Consider the following 25,229-nt stretch of genomic DNA (forward strand, 5'->3'; position numbering starts at 1 on the left):
GTGGCGGCTCATCGTAAGCTGCATGATCAGGAAGTTGCGTTAACGACGGCGAGAGGAAAGACGTTGCCGAGCGCTGGTTGCTCAGGCACCATCACGCACATGCTGATGTTAATCGTCCTCTATGGACTGTTCCAAGCGCCCCTCCCCTCCGTGCCCCAGTCGAAGGCGACGGGGTCGATAGACGCTGAAGTCTCTGTGCCTTTCGCCGATATCCCGGGCGTCACTATCAACTATTATGAAGTTTCAGGACGCGATCCCGCGGCGATCCGTCGATCGATCAACAGGGTGCGACCGACTGATCAAGCGGATGGCCAGCGTGTCGATGGCCTTGTTGCATGGGATTATCGGTGGCGCTGGCGGGACAACGGCGAAGGCAAATGTGAGTCTAGTCTGGATGACATTACATTCTCCGCTACTGTTACCATCCCTCGATTAAACGATCCGAAAGTATCGCCAAAGGTTCGTGAACATTTCAATCGCTATCTAATATCTCTGATTGCCCACGAAGATGGGCATATTCGCAACGCCTGGGTTCGACGTCGGGAAGTTGTCGATGCCATAAATTCCGCTGGCTGTGCTGGTGCTGCTTCGGCTGCAGAATCCGCTGCTCGGGCCATCGCTGCCTATGATGTCACTTTTGATCGTGAAACCAATCACGGGATCAAAACAATAGTTCCTTTCGGCTAAAGGCGGCCAGACAACGGCCTTTGGCGGCGATGCCTGCGCCAAACTGTAAAAGGCAACGAGGGCAGATCAGGATCCATAGTCGGCGATTCAGGGACTTTTCGATAGCAGTTGTCTACGCTTCAGCGGTCTACGCGGCCTCAAGCAACCGTCCGGCCTGTGCCCTCGCCTCATCCGTAACCTGCGCGCCCGACAGCATCCGGGCGATCTCCTCGCGCCGTTCGTCTTCGCTGAGCTGGCGCACGCCGGTGCGGGTGACGAGGCCGTCATGGCTCTTGGCGATCAGCAGGTGCGCCGCACCGCGCGCCGCGACCTGTGGGCTGTGGGTGACGACCAGCAACTGGGCGCCGCTCGACAGGCGCGCGAGGCGTTCGCCGATCGCGCTGGCGACGGCGCCGCCGACGCCGCGGTCGATTTCGTCGAAGATCAGCGTGCGCGCGCCGCCTTCCTCCGCCAGCGCCACTTTGAGCGCGAGGATGAAGCGGGACAGCTCGCCGCCTGAGGCGATCTTGATGAGGGGCGCGAAGGGGGCGCCGGGGTTGGTCGAGACTTCGAACTCCACGCGGTCGCGGCCCGATGCCGACCATTGGTCACGGGGCAGCGGGTCGACCGTGGTGCGGAAACGGGCGGCGTCTAGCTTTAGCGGGGCGAGTTCAGCGGCGACCGCTGCGTCGAGCCGCGCGGCGGCGGCGGTGCGGGTCGCCGAGAGCGTTTCTGCCGCCGCGACATAGGCTTTTTCGGCTGCGGTAAGATTGGCAGTGAGGCGGGCGATCAGACCCTCGCCGCCCTCGATCCGTTCGAGGCGTGTCGCGAGCGTTTCGGTCAGCTCGGCGAGGTCGTCGGGCTGAACGCGGTGCTTGCGGGCGAGGCCGCGCAGTTCGAACAGCCGTGCCTCGTCCGCCTCCAGCGCGGCGGGGTCGAAGGCGAGTGCTTCGGCGGCGGTGTCGATGCCTTCCTGCGTCGCGCTGCCTTCGTTCAGCGCGCGGTCGAGCGCGGCGAGGGCTTCGGTGAGCGCGGGGTGGTCCTCAGCGATTCGCTCAAGGATGCGCGCCGCCTGACGCAGCCGGGTGAGCGCGCCGTCCGACCCGTCGATCAGCTCGGCGATCGCCTGAAGCTCGCCCGCGATCTTCTCGCCGCGCTGCATCGTCGCGCGACGCTCGGCCAGTACCGCTTCTTCGCCGGGTTCGGGGGCTAGTTTGGTGAGTTCTGCGACGGCATGTTCGAGCCATTCGCGGTCGCGCGCTGCGCTTTCCTGTTCGGCGTGCGCGGCGGCGAGGGCGTCTTCGGCTTCACGTAGCGCGCGATGGGCCGAGGCGACGGCGCCGGTATCGGCGCGGGCGAAGCTGTCGAGCAAGGCGCGGTGGCCGCGCGGGTTGAGCAGGCCGCGATCGTCATGCTGGCCGTGGATCTCGACCAGCAGCGCGCCGAGTTCCCTCAAAAGTCCAGCGGACGCGGGCTGATCGTTGACATAGGCGCGGCTGCCGCCATCGGCCTTGACCAGGCGGCGGATCGTCAGTGGTTCGGACGGGTCGTGGTCGAGGCCACTGTCGCCGAGCAGGGCGGCGATCGGAGCGAGGTCTGACGGTTCGAAGCTGGCAGTCACCACGGCCTGTGCTGCGCCTTGCCGCACCAGCCCGCTATCGGCGCGCGCGCCGAGCGCGAGGCCGAGCGAGTCGAGCAGGATCGACTTGCCCGCCCCGGTTTCGCCGGTGAGCACGCCGAGGCCGGCACCGAAATCGAGGTCGAGCGCCTCGATCAGCACCACGTCGCGAATGGAAAGCGCGGTCAACATGCGCCCGCATTACCCCTTTTTGTTCCGCTGTGGGAGAGGGGATGTGCCTGGAGGCTGCGCGGGGTCAGTTGGTCGCGGGCGCGGGGGCCGGCGTTTCGTCACGCGCGGGCGGAGGAGCGGGCGTTACCAGCGCCGGAACCGGCACTGCCTCGCCATGCTTCTGCACCAGCTCATAGGCGCGCTCATACCATTCGGTACCCGGGTAGTTGGCACCGAGCACGGCCGCCGCCTTCTTCGCCTCGTCCTTCACGCCGAGCGCCAGATAGCTCTCGGTCAGGCGCATCAACGCTTCGGGCGTGTGCGTGGTGGTCTGATACTGGTCGATCACGCTGCGGAAACGGATGATCGAGGCGAGCCACTGGCCGCGCACCTGATAGTAACGCCCGACCTCCATCTCCTTGCCCGCGAGATGGTCGCGGACGAGGTCGATCTTGAGCCGCGCGTCGGCAGCGTAGCGCGTGTTGGGATAGCGGCGGTTGAGTTCTCCCAGCGCGTCGAGCGCCTGCTGCGTGATCTTCTGGTCGCGCGTCACGTCGCTGACCTGCTCATAATAGCTGAGTGCGATCAGATAATAGGCGTAGGGCGCGTCGCGGTTGCCCGGGTGCACCGCAAGGAAGCGCTGCGCCGACTGGATCGACTGGGTGTAATTCTTGTCGAGATAATAAGCGAAGGCGCCCATCAACTGCGCGCGGCGCGCCCACACCGAATAGGGGTGCTGACGCTCAACCTCATCGAACAGCGCGGCGGCGAGCTTGTACTGGCCGCGATCGAGCCGGTCCTTGGCCGTCGTGTACAGCGTGCCTACATCGCGCGCGACATAGGGAAGGTCGGCACGCTTTCCGCCGCCGCTGGCGCAACCAGCGATCGGAAGGGCCAGAACCAGTGCGCCGAGCACGAGCGAGCGGGAGGAAAGCATACGCATTGCGCCGGTTCTTAGCCGAGCCTGACGCGCTGGCGAAATGTTTTTTGGGGGTGCTTGCGGTGAACGGGATCGACCGCCAGAATCCGGGCGTTGATGCGAGACGCCGACATTCTCATTCAGGAAGCACCGATGCCCGCGCAACTGCTCGCCATTCACCGAGTCGAAAAGCCCTGGGGCCGCCACCAGCTGTGGCCCGGCTTTGACGATCCCGCGCCCGATGGCGAGCCGGTGGGGGAGGTATGGTTCCAGTCGCCGGATGATTCCGCGCCCGACCTGCTCATCAAATATCTGTTCACCAGCGAGAAGCTGTCGGTTCAGGTCCATCCCGACGACGCTGCCGCGCATGCTCGCGGATTGCCGCGCGGGAAGGATGAGTGCTGGCTGGTTCTGGATGCCGAGCCTGATTCGACGATCGCGATCGGGCCGCGCGAAGCGGTCGACACTGCGAAGTTGCGGGCGGCGGCGCAGGATGGGTCGATCGTTGACCTGCTCGACTGGAAGCCGGTGCGCGCGGGCGATTTCTTCTACGCGCCGTCGGGCACGGTGCATGCGATCGGTGCCGGAATCACGCTGATCGAGGTGCAGCAGAATAGCGACACCACCTATCGCCTCTACGACTATGGCCGCCCGCGCGAGTTGCATCTTGAGGATGGAATCGATGTGGCGGTGGTCGAGCCATGGGTGCCGCAGCCGAGCCCCGGCATCGTCGAGCATGGGCGCACCTTGCTGGTCGAGGGGCCGAAATTCGTGCTCGAGCGGTGGATCGGCGGGGACCGCATGATTCGCCTGCCGCATGGGGAGACCGGATGGCTGGTGCCGGTGCGCGGAACGGGCGAGGTCGACGGCGTCGCGTGGCAGGCTGGAGATTGCCTGAGCGTCAGTGGCAGCGCGGTGCTGACCGCCTCGCCGGACGCCGACCTGCTGTTTGCCTATCCCGGCGATACGCGCATGTGAATCTGGCCGGGCGATGAACGCCGGGTAGTTTTCTGTTCACGCAACTTCCTGTCTCTGCGAGCCGTTTAGCCCCGGCACTCAAGATGCAGGAGAAGTTCCATGCGTACCCCTCTGATCGCTGCCATCCTGGCGTCGGTAGCTCTGGCCCCGGTTCCGGCGATGGCTCAGCAGTCGCCGCGCGAAACGAACCGCGAGTATCGCGAAGAAGTTCGCGATGCCCAGCGTGACTATCGCCGCGACCTGCGCCGCGCCGATACGCCAGCCGAGCGCCGTGCCGCCCAGCGCGAATATCAGCGCGAGGTGCGCGACGCGCGCCAGGATCGCCGCGAGGACCGTCGCGACTGGCGCCAGTATCGCAACTATGACTGGAATCGCCCGGCGCGTGGCCAGCGGGCTTATTATGCCGACGAATATTATCGGGACGGCCGGTATTATCAGGAGCGCCGCCTGAGCCGTCAGGACCGCATCTATCGCGGGCGCGACGGGCGTTACTATTGCCGCCGCAATGATGGCACGACCGGCCTGATCGTTGGCGGGATCGCCGGTGGTTTGCTGGGCAATACGCTGTCGAACGGGCGCTCGAACGTGCTTGGCACGCTGCTCGGTGCAGCCGGTGGCGCGGCACTCGGCGCGTCAATCGATCGCGGCAACGTGCGCTGCCGCTAACGCAAGTGATGGAGCGCCCCGGCTGATCTGGCCGGGGCGTGTCCGTCAGGTCAGATCAGGCCGCCGGTCAGGAACAGGCGCAGTCCGCTGATCACCAGCACGACGATGTTGAGGTTCCGACCGGCCGTGCCGCTCGACAACAAGCCGAAGACGAGGCCGACGACTGCGATCGGGAATGCGATCCAGTTGACCAGCGGCAACAGCGGGATGGGCAGGATGCCGATCAGCGCAATGAGCAGCGCGACGGCACCGGTGACGAGCGAGAGAAGGTTCAGCATGACGGCAAGATGGCTCCTTGAAGGTGTTTTGGCAAGATAGAACACTAGGGTCGTGTTAACGATTATGAACGGAGCCGTCGCAGGTGCGACACGCCGCGACACAATAACGACATTCTCGCCAAATCGCTGCGACACCCACTGCCGATAAAGAGCACAGCCGCCGATGCGGCGACGAATTTGAAGAGGAGACGTTCGATGAAGAAGTTCGCACTGATGATTGCCGGTCTCGGCATCGCCGCCGCCACCGTTCCTGCCGCGACCGCGCAGGCCGGGTGGCAGAATATCAACCAGCGCCAGACGCAGCTCGATCAGCGGATCGACCAAGGCGTGCGCAACGGCCAGCTGAACCGGAACGAGGCGGCGCGCCTGCGTGCCGAGTTCCGCGGCATCGCGGACCTCGAGATTCGCTATCGCCGTTCGGCGCCCGGCCTGACGATGGCCGAACGCGCTGACCTCGACCGTCGTTTCGATGCCTTGTCGCGCAAGATCCGCGCCGAGCGTCAGGACAATCAGGGTGCCGGCAATGGTTGGTGGAACATCAACCAGCGTCAGGCGGTCCTCGATCGCCGGATCGACCAGGGTGTGCGCAGCGGCCAGCTGACCCGCGCCGAGGCAGTCCGTCTGCGCGCCGAGTTCCGCGGGATCGTCTCGCTTGAAGCACGCTATCGTCAGAGCCGCCCCGGCCTGACGACCGCTGAGCGGGCCGATCTTGACCGCCGCTTCGACGTGCTGGCGCGCAAGATCCGCTGGGAGCGGCGCGACTGGCAGAATCGCCGCTAAGCCTCGGCGCTAAGCTGTAACGATGACGGCCCTCGCACCCCGGTGCGGGGGCCGTTTCGGTTTGAATGACCCGCCTCACACCGTTTGTGCTGAGATCGTCGAAGCACGGCTCCTGCGCTTTGTGAGGGCGGATGTCGCCCTTCGACAAGCTCAGGGCAAACGGAGCTGGGGCGTCCTATCCACTTACCGAATCGGCTTGCCGCTGTCCTTCCAGCGGTCGAGCACTTGCGACTCCGCCGGCTCGGCATAGCGGGGAAGGACGTCGCCGCTTTCCACTTCGGCGCGGCGCGGGGCGCGGCGTTCGGTGCTGGGCATCGGGACCGAGGGCGTGGGGCGGAGCAACGGGTTGCCGGGCTTCTGCACTGCCCCGACCGCCGCGACGGGGGTCGGCATCGGAGTCGGCGTTGCGGCATCGCTCGCGGGCGCGACCGCGAGCTGCGCCTTGGGGCCGGGGACGGGTTCGCCGCCGCGATAGCTTTGGGTGAAGGCGGCGCCGGTGCCCCAATAGCCCTTCCAGCGATGGAAGAAATGCGCGCCGAACACGCCGGTCATCACCAGCGACTTGTTCCAGCGCGGGGTGACCGCGTGGGTGTGGTAATGCGTCGCCATGCCTACGGGCGCGAAGACTTCGCCCGCCAGCGCCGCCGAAGCGACCCGCGCGGCGCGGTCCCAATGGGTGCGCGACGGCTTGCGCGCCATCGACCCGTCACAGGCAAAGCTGAACTGACAGCCGGATTTTTCCGACCCCTGATAGACGACGCCGCACACCGTGCCGGGGAAGGTCGGGTGGCGCGCGCGGTTGAGGATCACCTGTGCCACGGCACGCTGGCCGTCATCTGGCTCGGTCGCGGCTTCGTAATAGATCGCCGTGGTCAGGCATTGCAGCGCGCGTGCCTTGTCCTGCGCCGATCCGCGCAGGTCGAAGGGCGGGGCTGGGCGGATCGTCGGGTCGGCGACCGCGCCTTCAGGCACCGGCGTGTCGGGCAGTTCGACCGTGCCGGTGGCGCCCGACGCCTGCGCCGCGCCGTCATCATCGGCGAGCTGGTAAAAGGCCGCGCCGGGGAAATGATCGTCGGCCTCATAGCCGGTCGGCTCCGGCCCGGCGAGCCGCGCGCCCTGTTGCGAAGCGTGCAGCGCGGTCAGCCCGGCATGCGCGGAAAAGCCGGCACCGATCAGCGACGCAATCAGCGCCGCCGCAAGGCCCCTTAGCTGTACCCGTGTCATTCGCCGCAGCATGTTCGTCCCGCCGGGAGAATCCCGAGCCTGCAACATAGCGTGGCGGGGGTTTAAATTCTGCTGCGGATTTGGGCGCGTCCCGGGGTGAAACGATTGATAGTTAAGGTAATATTAGGGACTACTCGTTGATGCGGAAGCTGACCGAAAAGGTGAAGCTCAAGCCTTCACTTGGCCGCCCATTCGTCGTGAGCGGTGCCACGATCCCGGAGAGTGCGGAGCGAACAGCGGCGGAAACGAGGTGGAACCGATCCTGTGAGCCAAGGCTGCCGTCCGGACGCACGAGCGGGTCGGGCAGATAAGGCGTCATGCTTTCGCAATGCAGCCGTCCTCCGCCAATCACTGTGCATCGAAGATCGACTTGCCCCTGCGCGAAAGCGCGCAGCGCCTGCCTTGGATATTCGATCAATCGAGGTTTGACCGCGAAGACAATGTCGGATCGTAGAGCCTCACCGCTTGAAAGAGGAGGGGGCGGCAGGTCCGTCGCAGCCACTGCCTCATCGAAAAAGAAGGTCCTGAACTGCTCGCTCGTGGGCTCCGCCGACGCGCGAAGCAGCATCACGCGCAGCCAAGCAGTGCGGCGTAGCCGGTCGTCCGCCGTCGCTTCGGGCGCGGCAGCCTCTACTCGTGCCAGTTCGGCGAAGCGCTCCGGATCGGTGACAGGACGCTCCCGAGCCTCGATGCATTTCGGGGGCACCCACTGATAGGGGCGGCGGACAACCTGCGCGACGCTGCACTGGAACCGAAAGCGGCGCGGCTCTGTAGGAAGGTCGGCAGCGATCCGGCGCGCGGTGTCGTGCCGGACCATCGCCTCGCGCCAGCCCGCCGGCGGTGGGGCCGCCGGGGGAGCGGCGGCCTGTCCGGCAACGCCGAGCAGGACCGCCGCGCCGATCACTTCAACGTCGCGCTGTCGAGGTTGAGCGCGCTGGCCGGGATGACCTCCAGCTGGGGGTAGGTCTTGCGCAGTTCGTCGACGAAGGTCTTGGCGTCGCCGACCACGACGATGCTGGCGCTGGCGGGCTCGAGCACCTTCTTGGCTGCGGCCTGCACCGCCGCCGGATCGACGCTCTGGATCGACGGGATGTAGCTCTGCAGCGTGCCGAGCGGGACGCCGTCGGCGACATAGTCGGCGAGCGCGCCGGCGATGCCGTCGGTGCGTTCGATGCGGCGGCCGAAGTTGCCGATCAGCACCGCCTTGCGCGAATCGAGTTCGGCACCGGGGACGGGGGCGGCGCCGAGCTTGGTCATCTCCTCGGCGATCAGCTTGACCACCTCTGGCGCGGAGGCGTTCTTGGTCTGGGTCGAGGCCGAGACGATGCCGGGTGAGCGGCGCGCATCGACGCTGCTACCCGCGCCATAAGCGAGGCCGCGCTTGATGCGGATTTCGCGGTTGAGGCGCGAGGTGAAGCCAACGCCGAGCGTAGCGTTGGCGACCTGTGCCGCGTAGAAATCCTTGTCGGAGCGCGCGATGCCCGGACGCGCGACGACGACGCCGGCCTGACCCGCTTCGGGCAGGTCGACGACGATCACGCGCGGCTTGGGCGCGGCGGCGACCGGCGCGGCAACCACGGTGAGGTTCCCGCGCTTCCAGTCGCCGAACAGCTGTTGCGCCAGCGCCGTCGCATCCTTGGTCGCGATGTCGCCGACCACGACGAGCGCCGACTGGTCGGGATTCCACGCGCGTGAATAGGCGGTGACGATGCTCTCGCGGGTGATGCGCGGCAGCGAGGTCGGGGTGCCCGACAGCAGATTGCCATAGGCGCGGTCGCCGAACACCGCGCGGCTGGCGGCGATGCCGGCCAGCGCAGCGGGATCCTTGAGCTGGACGGTGACGCCATCGACGGTCTGCTTGCGCGCGCGGTCGAGCTCTTCCTGCGCGAAGGCCGGGTTGCGCGCGACATCGGCGAGGACGGTGAGCGCGGGTGCGACCTGATCAGCCTTGACCGTGACGGTCGCGAAGGCGGCGTCCCAGTCGGCCCCGGCACCGATCGAACCGCCGAGCGATTCAATCTGCTGCGCGATCTGTTCGGCCGAGCGGGTGGTGGTGCCCTTGGTCAGCAACGCTGCGGCGAGTGCGGCGGTGCCGGCCTTGCCCGCCGGATCACTCGCACCGCCCGCCGGGGCGACGACGGTGGCGGTGACGATCGGGAGGTCACGCTTTTCCACCACGATCACGCGCATGCCGTTGGCGAGCTTCGTTTCCACCGCATTGGGGATGGTCGGCGAGACGGGCGCTCCGGGGGCGGGGACGGGGACGCGGGTTTCGGCGCTCGCAGCGGTGTGGATCACGATGTCCTTCGGCGCGACCAGTGGCGCGACCTTGACCGTGTCGGCGATGCCGACGGTATCGCCCTTGGCCCCCTGCGCCATTGCATCGGGGAGGTAGACGATCGCGGCGGACTGGTTGTCGCCCAGATACTGGCGCGCGACGCGCTGGATGTCGGCGGCGGTGACGCGGGCGATGGCGGAGAGTTGCTGGTCCGCCGCCTTGGGATCGCGGCTGACGATGATCGACGCGGCGAGGGTCGATGCCTTGCCCTCCGCCGTTTCGCGGCTCTTGAGCGCGCTGGTCAGGATCTCGTTCTTCGCCTCGGCCAGTTCGGCGGCGCTGACCGGCGTGTCGCGCAGTTCCGCGATTTCGCGGCGCATCGCCTTTTCACCGTCCTCGGCCGACTTTCCGCCGGCGAGGATCGCGTACATCGCATAGGCGCCGGTCGACTGGCGCGAATCGAGGAAGGTGCTGGCCTGTGCCGCCAGCTGATCGCGATAGACGAGGTTGCGGTAGAGCCGCGAATTCTCGCCGCCCGACAGGATGCCGTTGAGGACGGTGAGGGCGGCGATGTCGGGGTGGTTATCGGCTGGGAGCTGGTAGCTCAGCAGCACCGCAGGGAGCGGGGTGTTGGCTTCGTAGACCGTCTTGCGCACCGCGGTTGTACGCGGCGGTTCGGCGACGGTGACGCGCGGGATCGGGCGGTTGGGCTTGGCGATCGGCGCGAAGTAATTGTCTACCCATTTGTCGAGCTGGGCCGGGTCGAAATTACCTGCGACGACGAGCACGGCGTTGTCGGGGCGGTAATAGGTGGCGTGGAATGCGCGGATGTCGCCGATCGTCGCCGCGTCGAGATCCTCGATGCTGCCGATGCCCGGGCGGGCATAGGGGTGGACCGCATAGCTGATGTTGGGAAAATAGACGTAGAACAGCTTGCCATAGGGCTGGGCGAGCACGCGGCTGCGCAGTTCTTCCTTCACGACATCGCGTTCGGAGGCGAAGACCTTCTCGTCGACGACGAGGCTCGCCATGCGGTCGGCTTCGGCGAACAGCAGGCGCTCGAGGTGGTTGGCCGGGACCACCTCGAAATAGTTGGTATAGTCCGACGCGGTCGAGGCGTTGTTGTAGCCGCCGACATCCTCGGTCAGGCGGTCCATCTGCTCATCGACCAGGTTCTTCGTGCCCTTGAACATCAGATGTTCGAACATGTGGGCAAAGCCGGACTTGCCCGCAGGATCGTCCTTGCTGCCGACATCGTACCAGACCTGGACCGAGACGTTCGCGGTGCTGGTGTCGCGGATCGCATAGACTTTGAGGCCGTTGGGCAAAGTCCGCTCGGTGAAGTTGAGCGGAGCGACGGCGATCTGCTGCTGCGCGGCGGGGGCGGGAGCCGCCTGCTGTGCGTGCGCGGCGAAGGGGAGCAGGGCGGCACTGAGGTACAGCGCGGTGCGGGTCAGGCGCATTTGGGTCTCCGGTCGGGAGGGAGGATAATCAGTCTTTCTTGCGGCTGCGCGCGGCGTAGATGACCGCGGCGGCGAGCGCGGCGGAGCCGATGCCGATGCCGATCTTCGCGAGCGGCCATTTCTTTGCATCGCCGGGCATGGGCGTGCCTTCCGCGCGCTCGGCAATCTCGCGCGCCTGGCGGGCGGCGGCGGTGATTTCGTTGGCGATTTCGTCGGTGGCGTCGGTCTTGTCGGTCACTGGATACTCCTTGGTGGCACAGGAGTAGGACAGGGGCGGGGCCGGTGCAATCAGTCGCGGCTGCCATAATATGCTGCGCGGAACTCATTGGCGAAGGCGGTCAGCCGCCCTTCCGCAATCGCGGCGCGCAGGTCGGCCATCAGCCGCTGATAGAACCACAGATTATGTTCGGTCATCAGCATCGCGCCGAGAATCTCGCCCGAGCGGACGAGGTGGTGGAGATAGGCTTTGCTCCACCCGGCGACGGGCGAGTCGGGGTCGAGCGGGCTCTGATCTTCGGCGAATTTGGCGTTGCGGATGTTGATCGGGCCGTTGCGGGTGAACGCCTGACCGGTGCGGCCCGAGCGGGTGGGGAGGACGCAGTCGAACATGTCGATCCCACGCTCGACCGCGCCGACAATGTCGTCGGGTTTGCCGACGCCCATCAGGTAGCGCGGCTTGGTTGCGTCGAGCTGGCCGGGGGCGTAGTCGAGGCAGCCGAACATCGCCTCCTGTCCCTCACCGACCGCGAGGCCGCCCACGGCATAGCCGTCGAAGCCGATGTCGAGCAGTGCGTCGGCGCTGGCCTTGCGCATGCCCTCGTCGAGCGCGCCCTGCTGGATGCCGAAGATCGCGTTGTTGGCGGCATGGTCGCCGCCCGAATCGAACGCATCGCGGCTGCGTTTCGCCCAGCGCATCGAGCGTTCCATCGCCGCCGCCTGAACCTCCCGCGTCGAAGTGGTCGGGACCAGCTCGTCGAACGCCATGACGATGTTCGATCCAAGCAGCCGCTGGATCTCGATCGAGCGTTCGGGGCTGAGCAAATGGCGCGAGCCGTCGAGGTGCGACTTGAAGATGATGCCGTCCTCGCTGCGCTTGGTGAGGTCGGACAGGCTCATCACCTGATAGCCGCCGCTGTCGGTGAGGATCGGGCGGTCCCAACCCATAAACTTGTGCAGGCCGCCGAGGCGATCGACGCGCTCGGCTGTCGGGCGCAGCATGAGGTGGTAGGTGTTGCCCAGGATGATGTCGGCCCCCGATGCGCGCACATCCTGCGGCTTCATCGCCTTTACCGTGGCGGCGGTGCCGACCGGCATGAAGGCGGGGGTGCGGATTTCGCCGCGCTGCATCGCGATGGTGCCGGTGCGCGCCTTGCCGTCGGTGGCGTGGATGGTGAAGGTGAAACGGGACATGACCGTCCGATGCGATGTTGAGGGGGCAATGGCAATGGCTGAAACAGGCGGCAATCTCTTCGCGCCGTTACCCGATGCGCGGGACGGGGAGGTGTTCACCCCGTTGCTGGAGCGCGGCGGGGTGCGGATCGAGCGGATCGTGTCGCATGGGCAGGCGACGCCGGAGGATGCGCCGTTCATGCAGGATGCCGATGAGTGGGTGGTGGTGCTGCGCGGGAGTGCGGCGCTGCGGATCGAGGAGCAGGCGGAGGTGTCGCTGGCGCCCGGCGATTACCTCTTCATCCCCGGCGGCGTGCGTCACTGGGTGACCCGGACCGATCCGGGTGAGCCGACCTTATGGCTGGCGGTCCATCTTGGCTGAGCGGGCGACATAGGCGACGACATCGCCGGGGGTCGCGAAGGCGAGGTCGGGGTTGAGGTGGGCGAACGCCTCGGGCTCGGCATAGCCCCATAGCACCGCGGCGGCGCGGATGCCGACTTCGCGCGCGGCGTCGATGTCGCGCGTTTCGTCGCCGAGCGAGATGATCTGTGCGGCGGGGATGCCGCTTTGCTTCAGGACCGAGCGGAATTTGGGTGCCTTGCCGAACAGCGACGCGCCGCATGCCCACCAGCTGAACCGCGCGGCATTTTCGGGGCCGAGCACCGCGCGGGCATTCGCCTCGCTATTCGAGGTGACGAGCGCGAGCGGGATGCCCATCGCCTCGATCGCGGCGAGCATTTCGGTGACGCCGGCGAACAGATGGACCTTGTCGGTGTTGCGCCCGAACAGCTTGCGGACGTAGCGCGCGATGAAGGGCAGTTTCCAGCGCGGGATGCGCAGATGGCTGATCACGTCGCGCGACGTCATCTTGCGCAGCGGCTCGACCTCTTCAGGCAGGACGCGGCGGAAATTGTAGCGGTCGGACAAATGGTCGACGACCGACAGGAACCAGCCACCGCTGTCGGACAGCGTGCCGTCGAAATCGAAGATCACCAGCCGCAGCGGCGCGGGGTCAGCCATGTCCGGCTCCATGGCCACCATGCAGTCGGCACGGATCGCCGTCGCCGATTTCGATCTGAAGCGTCATGTGCTGGATGCCGAAATCATGCGCGAGGCGGTGCTGGGTATCGTTGAGGAAGGCGTCGCCGGGATGCCCGTCGGGCATCTGGAGATGCGCGGTCAGCGCGACCTGGGTTGTGCTCATCGGCCAGATATGCAGGTCATGGACGCGCGTTACGCCCGGCAGCGTCGCCAGCGTTTGCTCGACCTTCTCGGCATCGATCCCCGGCGGGACGGCGTGGAGCGCCATCACCACCGAATCGCGCAGCAGGCCCCAGGTGCTCCACAGGATCACGACGACGATCAGCAGGCTGAGCGCCGGGTCTATCCACGCCTTGCCGGTGAACAGGATCAGCGCCCCGCCGACGACGACTGCGGCGGACACGGCGGCGTCGGCGGCCATGTGGAGATAGGCGCCGCGGATGTTGAGGTCGTCCTTGCTGCCGCGCATAAACAGCAACGCGGTGGCGGTGTTGATGACGATGCCGATGCTGGCGACGATCATCACCGTCGCGCCGGGAACGGGGGCGGGAGAGCCGAGCCGCTGGACGGCCTCCAGCGCGATCGCGCCAACCGCGAACAGCAGCAGCACGGCATTGGCGAGCGCGCCGAGGATGGTCGAGCTGCTCAACCCATAAGTGAAGCGGCGCGACGCGGGCCGCTTGGCGAGCGACGCGCCGCCCCAGGCGATCAGCAGTCCGAGGACGTCGGAGAGATTATGCCCGGCATCGGCGAGCAGCGCCATCGACCCGGTCGCGATCCCCGCCAGTCCCTCGACCAGCACGAAGCCGAGGTTGAGGACGGTGCCGATCGCAAAGGCGCGGCCGAAATCCTTGGGCGCGTGGGCGTGGCCGTGGCCTTGCCCCGCATGGTCGTGCCCGGCCGGGCCGTGATGATGGTGCGCGCCGTGCATTGCAGTGACCTTAGCCGCAGTGCGGCAGGATATGCTAGGACCTGATTACCGCTTGCGCGGGCGGCCCTTAGTGCTGTCCTCGGGCCGCGCGCCGGGCTGGGGCAGGGTGCGCACGGTCAGCAATTCGCTGCGCCGCAGCGATCCATCCTTGTCGGCGTCGAAGCGGGTGAAGAACAAATCGAACCGCGCCTGCAGCTCGGGCAGGGTGATGCGGTTGTCGCCATCGCCGTCGACTTCGAACGGGCTGGGCAGGGCGTTGCGGTTACCCAGCCAGCGTTCCGACCAGTCGCCGAACGCGATATAGCCCATCGCGGGCTGGCCCTTGGCGCTGACCTCGAAACTGCGGCGGACGCCGGCATCGAATTCGGCGCGGGTGACGATGCCGTCCTGGTCGGCGTCGAACGCGGCGATGGCCATCGCCACCGGCTCGGCGATCATCAGCGGGATCGGGGTCGCCATCCCCGGCTGGGGCGGTGGTGCGGCGGGCGTGGTTTGGGTCGCTGCGAGGAGCAGGGCGAGAGCAGGGATCATGCGCGGTCCTTCGGCAACAACAGGCTGGCGTCGCCATAGCTGTAGAAACGATAGCCCGATGCGATCGCATGGGCATAGGCGGCCTGCATCCGCTCCAGCCCCATCAATGCGCTGACCAGCATGAACAGCGTCGAACGCGGCAGATGAAAGTTGGTGACGAGGCCGTCGATGCCGCGGAAGCGGTAGCCGGGGGTGATAAAGATCGCGGTGTCGCCTTCGAACGGGCGGATCACATTGTCCTCACCTGCGGCGCTTTCGATCAGGCGCAGGCTGGTGGTGCCGACGGCGATCACCCGACCGCCGGCGGCGCGGACGGCGTTGAGGCGGTCGGCGGTGGCGGCGTCGATGCGGCCCCATTCGGCGTGCATCTTGTGGTCTTCGGTGTCGTCGGCCTTCACCGGCAGGAAGGTGCCCGCCCCGACATGCAGCGTCAGCGTGGTGTGGCCGATCCCGGCGGCGTCGAGCGCGGCCATCAGTTCCGGCGTAAAGTGCAGCGCGGCAGTCGGCGCGGCGACGGCGCCAGGTTCGTTGGCGAACATCGTCTGGTAATCGTCGGCGTCGCGCGCGTCGGTCGGGCGCTTGGCGGCGATATAGGGCGGGAGCGGCATGCGGCCGGCGCGTTCGAGCAGCAGTTCGACCGGCTCGTCGCCGGGGAAGAACAAAGTGAAGCTGCCATCGTCATGCCGTGCCTCGGCAATCGCGGTGACCCCGTTGCCGAAGTCGATGCTGTCGTCGGGCTTCAGGCGCTTGGCGTTGCGGATGAAGGCGACCCAGTGGCGCGGCCCTTCACGCTTGTGCAGCGTGGCGCCGATTTTTGCCTCGCCCCGTTTGCCTTCAAGCTGGGCGGGGATGACGCGGGTGTCGTTGAATACCAGCATGTCGCCCGCCCTCAGCAGGACGGGCAGGTCGGCGACGCTGCGGTCTTCGGTCGCTTGCCCGTCGAGCAGCAGCAGACGCGCCGAGTCGCGGGGACTTGCCGGGCGCAGGGCAATCCGCTCGGGCGGCAGGTCGAAATCGAACAGGTCGACGTTCATGCTTGTGTCTCAATCCTCCCCGTTCCGGGGAGGATCTGGATTCACTTGCCCGGGCCGGCGGGAAGCGCTGCCGGGGTTTCCACCGGGGCCGCCGCTACGGGCGCATAGGCCGGGGGATTGTCAGCGGCGATGTAGGCGCGGACGACGCGGGCGGGTTCCGCCGGCGGTTCGCCGCGCGGGATCGCGTCGACATATTGCATGCCTTCAAGCACGCGGCCGAACACGGTGTATTTCTGGTCGAGCTGAAGGCGCGGGGCCAGCATGATGAAGAACTGGCTGTTCGCGCTGTTCTCATCCTCCGCGCGCGCCGCGGCGACCGCGCCGCGCACATGCGGGAGATAGTTGAACTCCTTGGGCAGGTCGGGCAGCTCGCTGCCGCCGGTGCCGTCGCCCTTGGGATCGCCGCCCTGCGCCATGAAGCCGTCGATCACGCGGTGGAAGATCAGGCCGTCATAGAAGCGCTTGCGGGTCAGCTCCTTGATCCGCTCGACCGCCTTGGGCGCAACATCGGGGCGCAGCCAGATGGTGACGCGGCCACCGGTCGACAGGTCGAGAACCCACAGATTCTCTTTGTCGGTCGTCGCGGGAGGCGCGGCGCGACCGGGCGGGGGCGGAACATGCTGGGCGGTGGCTGGCATCGCGAACAGCGAGCCGAGCAGGGCAACACACAGGGCAACAAAACGCATCGATATCCCCACCGGATTCTGGAACGGAAGCGGCTTAGAGCAAATCGCGGCTTGCAGCAAAGTGAATGCGGCGGGCGGGATCAGCTGCCCTTGCGGCCGATCTTTTCGACCCGCGCCACAACCTCGTCACGCACGGTCGCGGGGACGAATTTGCGGATTTCGCCGCCGAACAGGGCGATTTCCTTGACCAGGCGGCTGGCGATCGGCTGGAGCGAGACATCGGCCATCAGGAAGACGGTTTCGATCCGGCCGTTCAATTGCTGGTTCATCCCGGCCATCTGATATTCGTACTCGAAATCGGCGACGGCGCGCAGGCCGCGGACGATCATGCTCGCGCCCTCACGCTCGGCAAAGTCCATCAGCAGCGAATCGAAGCTGACGACGTGAATCTCGCCGTCGAGGTCCGCGACCTCGCGCCGCACCATCTCCATCCGCTCCTCGACCGTGAACATCGGGTTTTTCGACGGGTTGGTGGTGACGCCGATGACGAGCCGATCAACCAGCTTCGCGCCGCGCCGGATGATGTCCATATGGCCGAGCGTGATCGGATCGAAGGTGCCGGGGTAGACGCCGGTGCGGGTGGTCATGGTTTCAGCTCCCTATCGGGTGAGCGGGCAGATCAGCGGTCGCGTTCCAGCACAAAGCGGGCGATGGCGCGCAGGAGGTCGGCTTCGGGGCCGTAGCTGTGGAGATGTTCGATCGCCTGATCGACCAGCATCCGCGCCTGTTCGCGCGCGCGGTCGATGCCGAGCAGCGAGAGGAAGGTTTCCTTGCCCGCCGCTTCGTCCTTCCGCAGTTGCTTGCCGACCGCGTCCTGGTCGCCCTCGACGTCCAGAATGTCGTCGGCGATCTGGAAGGCGAGGCCGATGTCGCGGGCATAGCCGCGCAGGCCGGTGCGGCCTTCGGGTGGCAAGCGGCCGAGGATCGCGCCGGCCTCGACCGAGCAGGCGATCAGCGCGCCGGTCTTGAGCGCCTGGCACCGGGTGACGGTGGCGAGGTCGAAGCTGGTATTTTCGGCGACCAGATCCATCATCTGCCCGCCCGCCATGCCCGACGGGCCGGACGCCTGCGCCAGATCGGCGATCAGTTCGGCGCGGACGAACGGGTCGGCATGGGTGTCGGGATCGGCGAGGATTTCGAAGGCGAGCGCGTGGAGGCAGTCGCCGGCGAGGATCGCGGTCGCCTCATCGAATGCCTTGTGCACCGTCGGCTTGCCGCGGCGCATATCGTCATCGTCCATCGCCGGCAGATCGTCATGGATCAGCGAATAGACATGGATCGCCTCGATCGCGGTGGCGACGCGCGCGGTGCAGCGGCGGTCGACCGCGAACAATTGCGCCGTCGCGAAGGTCAGCAGCGGGCGCAGCCGCTTGCCGCCGCCGATCGCGGCGTGGCGCATCGCTTCATAGAGCTTGGCGCGCGGATCGGCTGGGACGGCGAGGAAATGGTCGAACTGACGGTCGATCTCTGCCGCGACATCGCGCAGCGCGGTTTCGAGGGTCTGGCTGGCGTCGGCCACGTCCGCGCTCATCCTGCTGCGAAGGGGGTGGTGCCGGTGACGTTGCCGCTGGCGTCGGCGCGCACCTGTTCGATCCGCGCCTGCGCCGCGTCGAGGCGGGCCTGACACTGGCGGCGGAGCGCGTCGCCGCGCTCGTACAAAGTGATCGCCTGATCGAGCGGGACGTCGCCGGTTTCGAGCTGTCCGACGATCCGCTCGAGTTCGCGAAGGGCATCCTCAAAGGACAGGGCGGCGATGTCGATCTGGTCGGTCATGGCGATGCTATGCGATGGCGGCGGAACCAATTCAACCTCCCGCGATTGCCCCAGCGTTCCCATATGCCCTGCAAAGGAGTGCGCGCATGTTTACCAGCATCAATCCGGCGACGGGCGAAACGGGCGAGACGTTCGAGGAACTGGACGGCGATGGGATCGAGGCGGCGCTGGTGCGCGCGGATGCGGCGTTTGCGTCGTGGCGGGTCGGTCCGATCGAGCGGCGCGTGGCGTTGCTGAACGCGATTGCCGACCGGTTCGAGGCTGGGAAGGACCACCTTGCGGCAACCGCGGTGCGCGAGATGGGCAAGACGCTGGCGTCGGCGGTGGCGGAGGTCGAGAAATGCGTCGCGGGCTTCCGCTACTATGCCGAGCATGGGCCGGGCTTTCTGAAGGGCGAGGAGATCGCGCTGACGACCGGGCGGGTGGTGATGCACTGGCTGCCGCTCGGGCCGATCCTCGCGATCATGCCGTGGAATTTTCCGTATTGGCAGGCGGTGCGCTGGCTCGCGCCGACGATCCTGGCGGGCAATGTCGGGTTGTTGAAGCATGCCTCGCTGACACAGGGGTGCGCGGCGCTGATCCAGCAGATGGTGAGCGCGGCGGGGGCGCCGGACGGGCTGTTCCAGAATTTGCCGATCAAGTCGGACAAGGTGTCGCGGATCATCGCCGACAAGCGCGTGGTCGCGGTGACGCTGACCGGAAGCGAGGGGGCGGGGGCCAAGGTCGCGGAGGCGGCGGGGCGGGCGCTCAAGAAGGTCGTGCTGGAGCTGGGCGGGTCGGACCCGTTCGTCGTGATGCCGTCGGCCGATCTGGATGCGGCGGTGAAGACGGCGGTCAAGGCGCGGGTCCAGAATGCCGGGCAGAGCTGCATCTGTGCCAAGCGGATGATCGTGCATGCCGATGTGTACGATGCGTTTGCGGAGAAGTTCGTCGCCGCGATGGAGGCGGTGAAGATCGGCGATCCGATGGAAGACGGGGTCGAAATGGGCCCGCTGTCGAGCGTCGAGCAGCGCGACACGGTGCTGGAGCAACTGGAGCGGGCGGTGGCGGCGGGCGCGGTGCTGCACGGGGGCGAGAAGATCGACCGCGATGGCGCGTGGATGCGGGCAGGCGTGCTGACCGATGTCGATCCAGAGGCGGAGTTCGCGAAGGAGGAGATTTTCGGACCCGTCGCGATGCTGTTCCGGGCGGGGTCGGTCGATGACGCGATCCGGCTGGCGAACGATGTGCCCTATGGGCTGGGGTCGAGCGTGTGGACCAACGATGCCGACGAGCAGGCGCGGCTGGTGCGCGATATCGCGGCGGGGATGACCGCGGTGAACCAGATGCTCGCGTCTGTGCCGGGCGCGCCGTTCGGCGGGGTGAAGCTGTCGGGCCATGGCCGCGAGCTGGGGCCATGGGGGCTGCATGAGTTTATGAACTTGAAGGCTGAGATGCGGGGGGATTGAGGGCGTGTTTTGATACGTCCGAGAAAGATCGTTGAGTTTTGCACGATTTGACGCTCTCCTCGGGTAATGACGAATGAAGAGATCGCCGCGCTATTCTTTGAGGACATGCAACAGGCTCACCAGCGATTGTTAGCTGGAGGCCGAGTGGTTCACTATACCAGCGCTGAGGCAGCCGCTCGGATCATTTCTGGCCGAGAAGTTTGGCTGCGAAATGCGCTGCTGATGAATGATTTCTCGGAAATCCAGCATGGTCTCGAATGCTTGTATGCTGGCTGGAGGTCAGAGGGCGGTGAGCGGTTCAAGGCTTGGCTCGACCGCGCGCTTCCAGACCTTCGGTTCGAGTTGGAGCGCTCGTTCGACGCCGATACGGAGGGGTTGCGCGTCGCCACCTTTATGATGTCGCTTTCGGAGCACGATGATTCGGAGGACGAGTTTGGCCGCCTTTCGATGTGGCGTGCCTATGGTGGTAGGTGCGGCGTGGCGCTGGTATTGAATCCAACGATCTTCACCGCTGAAACAGACGAATTGAAAGTGTATTCGGCACCCGTCCGCTATCTTGGTGTACCCGAATTTGCCTCGTGGTTTAGTGATTGGACGGCGAAGCTCATTGCTAATGAGGCCCGGTTATGTGCTGCTCCACCTGACACTCTCCTGTTCTTGCTTAAGTACGCATTTCGAGTGTTCGCACTCTGCACTAAGCATCCCGGATTTAGTGAAGAGCGAGAGTGGCGAATTTTCCATTCACCTATACTCGACGGCACATCGAGCTGGCTACGGAAAGACAACGAGATTATCAACGGCGTTCCGCAAGAGGTCGTCAAGATTGCCCTTGAAGATAATGCGGAAAAGGGCGTGCACGGGATTGACCCGAAGGCGCTAGTCAATCGCCTGATAATCGGGCCTACGGCGCATCCTCTACCTGTTTATCATTCGCTACATAACCTGTTAGTGGGTGCAGGTATCGATGATCCACAGAGACGATTGTTCGTATCGAACATTCCGTTACGCGACTAAGCCCCCGCCGCCTCCGCCGCGATTTCTAGCAGCAAATCCTTACGGCTCAGCTTGCCGATCATCGTTTTGGGCAGTTTCTCGCGCACCACCACCGCGTCGACGCGCTCGTGCTTGCCGACTTGCGGGTTGAGCCAGGTGCGCAGGTCGTCGCCGGTCACCGGATCGGCATCCTCGTTCAGCGCGACATAGGCGCGGGGGACTTCGCCCATGCGGGGGTCGGGCATGCCGACGACCAGCACTTCCTTGATCGCGGGGTGGCGGTAGAGGACGTCCTCGACGTGTTTCGGGAAGACCTTGAACCCGCCGACCGAGATCATGTCCTTGAGGCGATCGACGATGCGGATGAAGCCGTCTGCGTCGATCTGGCCGACATCGCCGGTGCGCAGCCAGCGGGTGCCGGCGGCGTCGTGGCAGAAGGTGGTGTCGTCGGTTTCCGGGCGGTCCCAATATCCGGCCATGATCTGTGGGCCGGCCAAGACGATCTCGCCCGGTTCGCCCTGCGGCGCGTCGTGTGAAGGGTCTTCCTTGTCGACCAGCCGCACGCGGGTGGCGACGATCGGCTGGCCGATGGTGCAGGACTTGCCCTCGCCGCGATAGGGGTTGGCGGAGACGACGCCCGAGCTTTCGGATAGGCCATAGCCTTCGATCAGCGTCGCGCCGGTCTCGGCCTCGAACCGCTTCTTGAGCTCGGCGGGCAGGGGCGCGCCGCCGGAGATGCAGTATTTGAGGCTCGACCAGTCGGTCGATTTCGAGTGCGGGTGGTCGATCAGCGCCTGGAACATCGTCGGCACGCCGGGGAGGGCGGTCGGTTTGGTGCGGTTGATCGCCGCCAGCGCCTGGGCCGCGTCGAAGCGCGGGAGCATCACGATCTCGCCACCGGTCAGGATGGTGCGGTTGAGGACGCAGGTGTTGGCGAAGACGTGGAAGAAGGGGAGCACGCCGAGCACGCGGTCGAAGCTGGAGCCAAGATCGGGGTCGAGCTTTGCCACCTGCCGGGCATTGGCGGAGAGGTTCTGGTGGGTCAGCATCGCGCCCTTGGGCACGCCGGTGGTGCCGCCGGTATACTGGATCAGCGCGAGCTGGGTGTCGGGATCGATCGGTGCCGCGACGCACGCGCCGTCATTGGCGATGAGTTGTGAGAAGGCGGTGACGCGCGGGTCGTTGGGTTTGGCCGCGACCTCCTTGCCCTTGAACAGGCGGTAGAGGATCGACTTGGTGGTGGGCAGCGCGCCGGCGACCGATCCGACAATCAGGCGTTCGAGACCGCTCTTGTCCAGCACCTTGAGGGCGGTTGGGAGCAGGGCGGTGGCGCTGAGCGTGAACAGCAGGCGCGTACCGCTGTCGGCGACCTGCGCGGCGAGTTCATCGACGCTGTAGAGCGGCGAGAAATTGACCACCGTCGCGCCGAGCTTGAGGATGCCGTAATAGGCCGCGACATAGTGGGGGACGTTGGGCAGGAACAGGCCGATGCGGTCGCCCGGGCCATAGCCCAGTGCCTTCAGGCCGCAGGCGACGCGATTGGCGCCGTCGAGCGTTTCGGCGAAGCTGTAGTGGCGGCCAAGAAAGTCGAGCAGCGGGGCATCGCCCTTGCGCCGCGCCGATTCCTCGAACGCATCGACCATGGAAAGCGGGGGCAGAATCTGGTCCCATGGACCGGGATGACGATAGCTAGTGCGCCAGGCGTGCTCGGGATCGTTCATTTACACGAGTGTAAGCAAGGTCCGGCGAAACGCAAGTCGGGCCATGTGGGTCAGCGGAGCGAGCGTTCGGTCCAGGTGTAGATCACGGAGACGGCGAGCACGCCGGTGTCGACCGCGGCCTGGAATTTGCGCGGGGTCTTGTCGGTAAGTTCGTGGGTCAGGATCTCGAACTCGGCAGTCGGATGGACCGTCGCGGCGGTCATCAGCAGCGCGGCGGCGCCGGCGGCCAGAATGATCCTGCGCTTGTTCAACTGGTCCATCATGCCCTCCCGATGGAGCGGCTGTAAACCAAATCGCAAATGAACGACATCTGAATTTGCGGTCAGGCGGCCAGCGCGGTCTTGGCGCGGTCGCGGCCGGCGGACTTCGCGTCGAACAGCGCCTGATCGGCGGCGCGGTAGAGTGCTTTCCACTCGCGTTCATTGGCGATCGGGCCGTGCGCGCTGCCGATGCTGGCCGTGACGCGCAGGTCATAGGGCATGCGCGTTGCGCGCAGCCGGGCAAGCAGGGTGTCGGGATCGACCGGCTGGTCGGCATGGCAGAGCAAGGCGAACTCCTCGCCGCCAATGCGCGCGATCAGGCCGGTTTCGGGGGCAAGCGTGCGCAATGTGCGGGCGACGGTGCGCAGCACTTCGTCGCCGCCGTCATGGCCGATCGTGTCGTTGACCTGCTTGAAGCGGTCGAGGTCGAGGATCAGCAGCGTCTGTGGCCCGCTGCGCCCGATCGCATGGCCGAGGAAGGCGCGGCGGTTGAGCAGGCCGGTGAGCGGATCGAGATCGGCGAGGCGACGCGCGACCGTTTCGGCGGCGAGCGCCGCGTCGCGCTCGCGGCTGAGCAGGCGGATGCGGTAGGTGATGGCGATCGACGACAGCAACGCCTCTGCCGCCATCGCCAGCAATGTCGAATTGTCGAGCCAGAAGCTCCACGGCAGCAAGCCGAGGCTGGAGAGCACGCGAAGCGAGCCCGAGGCGATCGGCGCAGCCCAGGCGATGCCGAACAGCCACAGGAAATTGGAGCGATGTCGCCACGCCGACACGACGATCGCGACGATCGGCAGCAACATGCTGACGAACACCCAGTTGTACATGGTATGCGCCAGATTTGGCGCGAGCGGCGCGAACAGGGCGAAGCCGATGCCGGCGGCAATGAGCGTGCCGATGCTGATGCGGATCAGCATGCGCATGCGCGGGCCGAATACATGCTCTTCGAAAAAGGTGCGCGCGAACCAGATCGCCGATGCGGCGGTCAGCATAAGCAGCATGTAATTTAGCCGCAGGCGAACGATGTTGGAAATGTCCGGCATCGCCCATGCGAGCGCACCCGAGGAGGTGAAGGCATAGGCCATCAACGCGGTGACCATCGCCGCATAGGCCAGCTGGAACCGGTAGCGCAGCGTGGTCCATAGCGCGAGATTATAGGTCAGCAGCGCGATGCACAGCCCGCCGAATGCGGAATAGAGCGCCGTCATGAACAGATTGGCGCGGTTGCTTTCCGCGTCGGTCGCGACGCGCGGGTTGCGGACCACTGCGTAGAGGTTGCTCGACCCCTCGACCTTCCACAGCAGCCGGTCGACCGGCGCGCGCAGGCGGGGGATGGTGTATTCAACGATTGCGCCGAGCTGGATCCGCTTGGTCAGGCCGACGGCGTCGTCGGACATCGTTTCGATGCGCCCGTCGGTGTAAAGGACGTGAAGCGTGACCTGACCTTGCCACAGGCTGAGCATGCGCGCGTTGAGCGGGCGGCGCGAGCGCGAGCGTTCGCCGACGGGTTCGGAGATGACCCAGAAATTGCCGCTGCCGAACTGTTGCTGCGGGGTGGTGCAATCGAACCCGGTGAGATCGCGCGCGATGGCGCGGGCATCGTCGCCCGGCGCGGCGCGGCGGATGCAGGTGGATAGCGGACGACCGGCGGTGCCGGCACTCCAGCCGGGCGGGCGCGCCTCGACCGGAAAGACAAGCATCGCCGCCAACGCGACCGCGAGCCCCAGCAGTGTGATGATCCCCCTTGTCATATCACTGAACTAAACGGGCGAACGCGAAGAAGCGGTTAATTTTAGGCCTCCGTCGGCGCGGATGCGGCACGCGAAATGCGGCTCAAGTTCGTGCGATGCCTGTCCGATGGCGGGACTGGGCATGCGCTCCGCTGGTTAACGACTGGCGCGCATTGCGCTATAGTTGCGCGCAACGAGGGATATGATGACACCGATGCACCTGATGGCCGCGCTGGCGGCGGCGATGGTCCTGACCGGCCCCGCGATGGCGGGCGAGCGGTACGAGACGCGCCAGATCGCGGTTCCTGCGGCGGGGCTGGACCTGTCGACCGAGGCGGGGATCGATATTCTTGCGGCGCGGATCGACCATGCGGTGAAGCGGATGTGCGGGAGCGACCGCGCGTGCGCCGAGGGGGCGTGGGAAAGCACCGAGTGGCAGGTGGACCGGATGATTCGCAAGGCGCGAGCCTGGCGCCGGCTGGCGGACGAGCGCGCGGCGCAGTTGCGGGCGTGCCGGGAGCGGTGTTCGCGGCCGGCGGGGTGGTATGCGCCGCCGCCGCCGGGGGGCGTTACGGTGGTGGTGGTGCGGTGAGGGGTCGCTGAGCGGACGTGCCGCGAGGGACCCCATTGCGGACACTCGGCTTTGCAAT

Annotated in this window: 27 protein-coding genes; 8 read left to right on the top strand and 19 right to left on the bottom strand. The window is 66.3% G+C overall.

Annotation, left to right across the window (positions count from 1 at the left end; all coding sequences use genetic code 11):
- The first annotated feature begins 99 nt into the window (after positions 1-99).
- On the top strand, positions 100-687 hold the full coding sequence (locus tag K9B35_RS08450; protein WP_224921388.1) for a DUF922 domain-containing protein: 588 nt from the start codon (positions 100-102) through the stop codon (positions 685-687).
- 127 nt (positions 688-814) lie between these two features.
- On the opposite strand, the gene recN is transcribed toward K9B35_RS08450, so the two are convergent.
- Both recN and K9B35_RS08460 read right to left on the bottom strand, forming a co-directional pair.
- Positions 815-2,476, bottom strand: coding sequence for a DNA repair protein RecN (gene recN / locus K9B35_RS08455; protein ID WP_224921389.1), 1,662 nt, complete (start codon positions 2,474-2,476; stop codon positions 815-817).
- Between the two features lie 64 nt (positions 2,477-2,540).
- Positions 2,541-3,398, bottom strand: a complete 858-nt coding sequence (locus K9B35_RS08460) for an outer membrane protein assembly factor BamD (RefSeq protein ID WP_224921390.1) — start codon at positions 3,396-3,398, stop codon at positions 2,541-2,543.
- A gap of 129 nt (positions 3,399-3,527) precedes the next feature.
- Here K9B35_RS08460 and K9B35_RS08465 point away from each other — a divergent pair, with 129 nt between their 5' ends.
- Entirely contained in the window at positions 3,528-4,352 is an 825-nt protein-coding gene (locus K9B35_RS08465) for a class I mannose-6-phosphate isomerase (protein WP_224921694.1), read from the top strand.
- A gap of 99 nt (positions 4,353-4,451) precedes the next feature.
- A complete protein-coding gene (locus K9B35_RS08470; protein WP_224921391.1) occupies positions 4,452-5,018 on the top strand; it encodes a glycine zipper 2TM domain-containing protein in 567 nt (188 codons plus the stop codon).
- Between the two features lie 50 nt (positions 5,019-5,068).
- Here K9B35_RS08470 and K9B35_RS08475 read toward each other — a convergent pair whose 3' ends face one another.
- On the bottom strand, positions 5,069-5,296 hold the full coding sequence (locus K9B35_RS08475; RefSeq protein WP_224921392.1) for a hypothetical protein: 228 nt from the start codon (positions 5,294-5,296) through the stop codon (positions 5,069-5,071).
- A 195-nt stretch (positions 5,297-5,491) separates the two neighbouring features.
- Here K9B35_RS08475 and K9B35_RS08480 point away from each other — a divergent pair, with 195 nt between their 5' ends.
- Positions 5,492-6,076, top strand: coding sequence for a hypothetical protein (locus tag K9B35_RS08480; RefSeq protein ID WP_224921393.1), 585 nt, complete (start codon positions 5,492-5,494; stop codon positions 6,074-6,076).
- A 183-nt stretch (positions 6,077-6,259) separates the two neighbouring features.
- Here K9B35_RS08480 and K9B35_RS08485 read toward each other — a convergent pair whose 3' ends face one another.
- The 5 genes from K9B35_RS08485 to tgt all read right to left on the bottom strand — a co-directional run bounded on the left by K9B35_RS08485 (position 6,260) and on the right by tgt (position 12,451).
- Positions 6,260-7,300: a cell wall hydrolase gene (locus K9B35_RS08485; protein ID WP_224921394.1), complete on the bottom strand. Its 1,041-nt coding sequence runs from the start codon at positions 7,298-7,300 to the stop codon at positions 6,260-6,262.
- A 130-nt stretch (positions 7,301-7,430) separates the two neighbouring features.
- On the bottom strand, positions 7,431-8,204 hold the full coding sequence (locus tag K9B35_RS08490; protein ID WP_224921395.1) for a hypothetical protein: 774 nt from the start codon (positions 8,202-8,204) through the stop codon (positions 7,431-7,433).
- A complete protein-coding gene (locus K9B35_RS08495) occupies positions 8,201-11,041 on the bottom strand; it encodes a M16 family metallopeptidase (protein WP_224921396.1) in 2,841 nt (946 codons plus the stop codon). The genes K9B35_RS08490 and K9B35_RS08495 overlap by 4 nt, the downstream gene beginning before the upstream one ends.
- A gap of 28 nt (positions 11,042-11,069) precedes the next feature.
- Positions 11,070-11,279, bottom strand: a complete 210-nt coding sequence (locus K9B35_RS08500; protein WP_224921397.1) for a hypothetical protein — start codon at positions 11,277-11,279, stop codon at positions 11,070-11,072.
- 50 nt (positions 11,280-11,329) lie between these two features.
- On the bottom strand, positions 11,330-12,451 hold the full coding sequence (gene tgt, locus K9B35_RS08505; RefSeq protein WP_224921398.1) for a tRNA guanosine(34) transglycosylase Tgt: 1,122 nt from the start codon (positions 12,449-12,451) through the stop codon (positions 11,330-11,332).
- A gap of 34 nt (positions 12,452-12,485) precedes the next feature.
- Between tgt and K9B35_RS08510 the strand changes: the two genes are divergently transcribed.
- Entirely contained in the window at positions 12,486-12,812 is a 327-nt protein-coding gene (locus tag K9B35_RS08510; RefSeq protein ID WP_224921399.1) for a cupin domain-containing protein, read from the top strand.
- Here the strand turns inward: K9B35_RS08510 and K9B35_RS08515 are convergent.
- From K9B35_RS08515 to K9B35_RS08550, 8 genes are all read right to left on the bottom strand, one after another.
- Positions 12,786-13,451 carry an HAD hydrolase-like protein gene (locus K9B35_RS08515; protein WP_224921400.1) on the bottom strand — a complete coding sequence of 222 codons (666 nt, stop codon included), beginning with the start codon at positions 13,449-13,451 and terminating at the stop codon, positions 12,786-12,788. The two genes, K9B35_RS08510 and K9B35_RS08515, sit on opposite strands and share 27 nt — an antisense overlap.
- Complete coding sequence (locus tag K9B35_RS08520; protein ID WP_224921401.1) at positions 13,444-14,403, bottom strand: cation diffusion facilitator family transporter; 960 nt, start codon at positions 14,401-14,403, stop codon at positions 13,444-13,446. Before K9B35_RS08520 ends, K9B35_RS08515 begins: the two co-directional genes overlap by 8 nt.
- 45 nt (positions 14,404-14,448) lie before the next feature.
- Positions 14,449-14,934, bottom strand: a complete 486-nt coding sequence (locus tag K9B35_RS08525) for an EF-hand domain-containing protein (protein ID WP_224921402.1) — start codon at positions 14,932-14,934, stop codon at positions 14,449-14,451.
- The gene (gene queA / locus K9B35_RS08530) at positions 14,931-15,968 is read right to left on the bottom strand and encodes a tRNA preQ1(34) S-adenosylmethionine ribosyltransferase-isomerase QueA (RefSeq protein WP_224921403.1); all 1,038 of its coding nucleotides are present in this window, start codon (positions 15,966-15,968) and stop codon (positions 14,931-14,933) included. The genes K9B35_RS08525 and queA overlap by 4 nt, the downstream gene beginning before the upstream one ends.
- Positions 15,969-16,009: 41 nt before the next feature.
- A complete protein-coding gene (locus K9B35_RS08535) occupies positions 16,010-16,654 on the bottom strand; it encodes a peptidylprolyl isomerase (protein WP_412103451.1) in 645 nt (214 codons plus the stop codon).
- Between the two features lie 80 nt (positions 16,655-16,734).
- The gene (gene coaD, locus K9B35_RS08540; protein WP_224921404.1) at positions 16,735-17,241 is read right to left on the bottom strand and encodes a pantetheine-phosphate adenylyltransferase; all 507 of its coding nucleotides are present in this window, start codon (positions 17,239-17,241) and stop codon (positions 16,735-16,737) included.
- Between the two features lie 32 nt (positions 17,242-17,273).
- Positions 17,274-18,185, bottom strand: coding sequence for a polyprenyl synthetase family protein (locus K9B35_RS08545; protein WP_224921405.1), 912 nt, complete (start codon positions 18,183-18,185; stop codon positions 17,274-17,276).
- Entirely contained in the window at positions 18,182-18,427 is a 246-nt protein-coding gene (locus K9B35_RS08550) for an exodeoxyribonuclease VII small subunit (RefSeq protein WP_224921406.1), read from the bottom strand. The genes K9B35_RS08545 and K9B35_RS08550 overlap by 4 nt, the downstream gene beginning before the upstream one ends.
- Before the next feature lie 86 nt (positions 18,428-18,513).
- Between K9B35_RS08550 and K9B35_RS08555 the strand changes: the two genes are divergently transcribed.
- Both K9B35_RS08555 and K9B35_RS08560 read left to right on the top strand, forming a co-directional pair.
- Positions 18,514-19,875: an NAD-dependent succinate-semialdehyde dehydrogenase gene (locus K9B35_RS08555; RefSeq protein WP_224921407.1), complete on the top strand. Its 1,362-nt coding sequence runs from the start codon at positions 18,514-18,516 to the stop codon at positions 19,873-19,875.
- 66 nt (positions 19,876-19,941) lie between these two features.
- Positions 19,942-20,889, top strand: coding sequence for a DUF2971 domain-containing protein (locus tag K9B35_RS08560; RefSeq protein WP_224921408.1), 948 nt, complete (start codon positions 19,942-19,944; stop codon positions 20,887-20,889).
- Here K9B35_RS08560 and K9B35_RS08565 read toward each other — a convergent pair.
- From K9B35_RS08565 to K9B35_RS08575, 3 genes are all read right to left on the bottom strand, one after another.
- On the bottom strand, positions 20,886-22,589 hold the full coding sequence (locus K9B35_RS08565; protein ID WP_224921409.1) for a long-chain-fatty-acid--CoA ligase: 1,704 nt from the start codon (positions 22,587-22,589) through the stop codon (positions 20,886-20,888). The genes K9B35_RS08560 and K9B35_RS08565 overlap by 4 nt on opposite strands.
- A 50-nt stretch (positions 22,590-22,639) precedes the next feature.
- Positions 22,640-22,849 carry a hypothetical protein gene (locus K9B35_RS08570; protein ID WP_224921410.1) on the bottom strand — a complete coding sequence of 70 codons (210 nt, stop codon included), beginning with the start codon at positions 22,847-22,849 and terminating at the stop codon, positions 22,640-22,642.
- 62 nt (positions 22,850-22,911) lie between these two features.
- Entirely contained in the window at positions 22,912-24,600 is a 1,689-nt protein-coding gene (locus K9B35_RS08575) for a sensor domain-containing diguanylate cyclase (protein WP_224921411.1), read from the bottom strand.
- Between the two features lie 184 nt (positions 24,601-24,784).
- On the opposite strand from K9B35_RS08575, the gene K9B35_RS08580 reads away from it, so the two are divergent.
- On the top strand, positions 24,785-25,171 hold the full coding sequence (locus K9B35_RS08580) for a UrcA family protein (RefSeq protein ID WP_224921412.1): 387 nt from the start codon (positions 24,785-24,787) through the stop codon (positions 25,169-25,171).
- Positions 25,172-25,229 lie beyond the last annotated feature (58 nt).

The sequence above is a fragment of the Sphingomonas sp. R647 genome, from assembly GCF_020177055.1.
Classification (GTDB): Bacteria; Pseudomonadota; Alphaproteobacteria; order Sphingomonadales; family Sphingomonadaceae; genus Sphingomonas.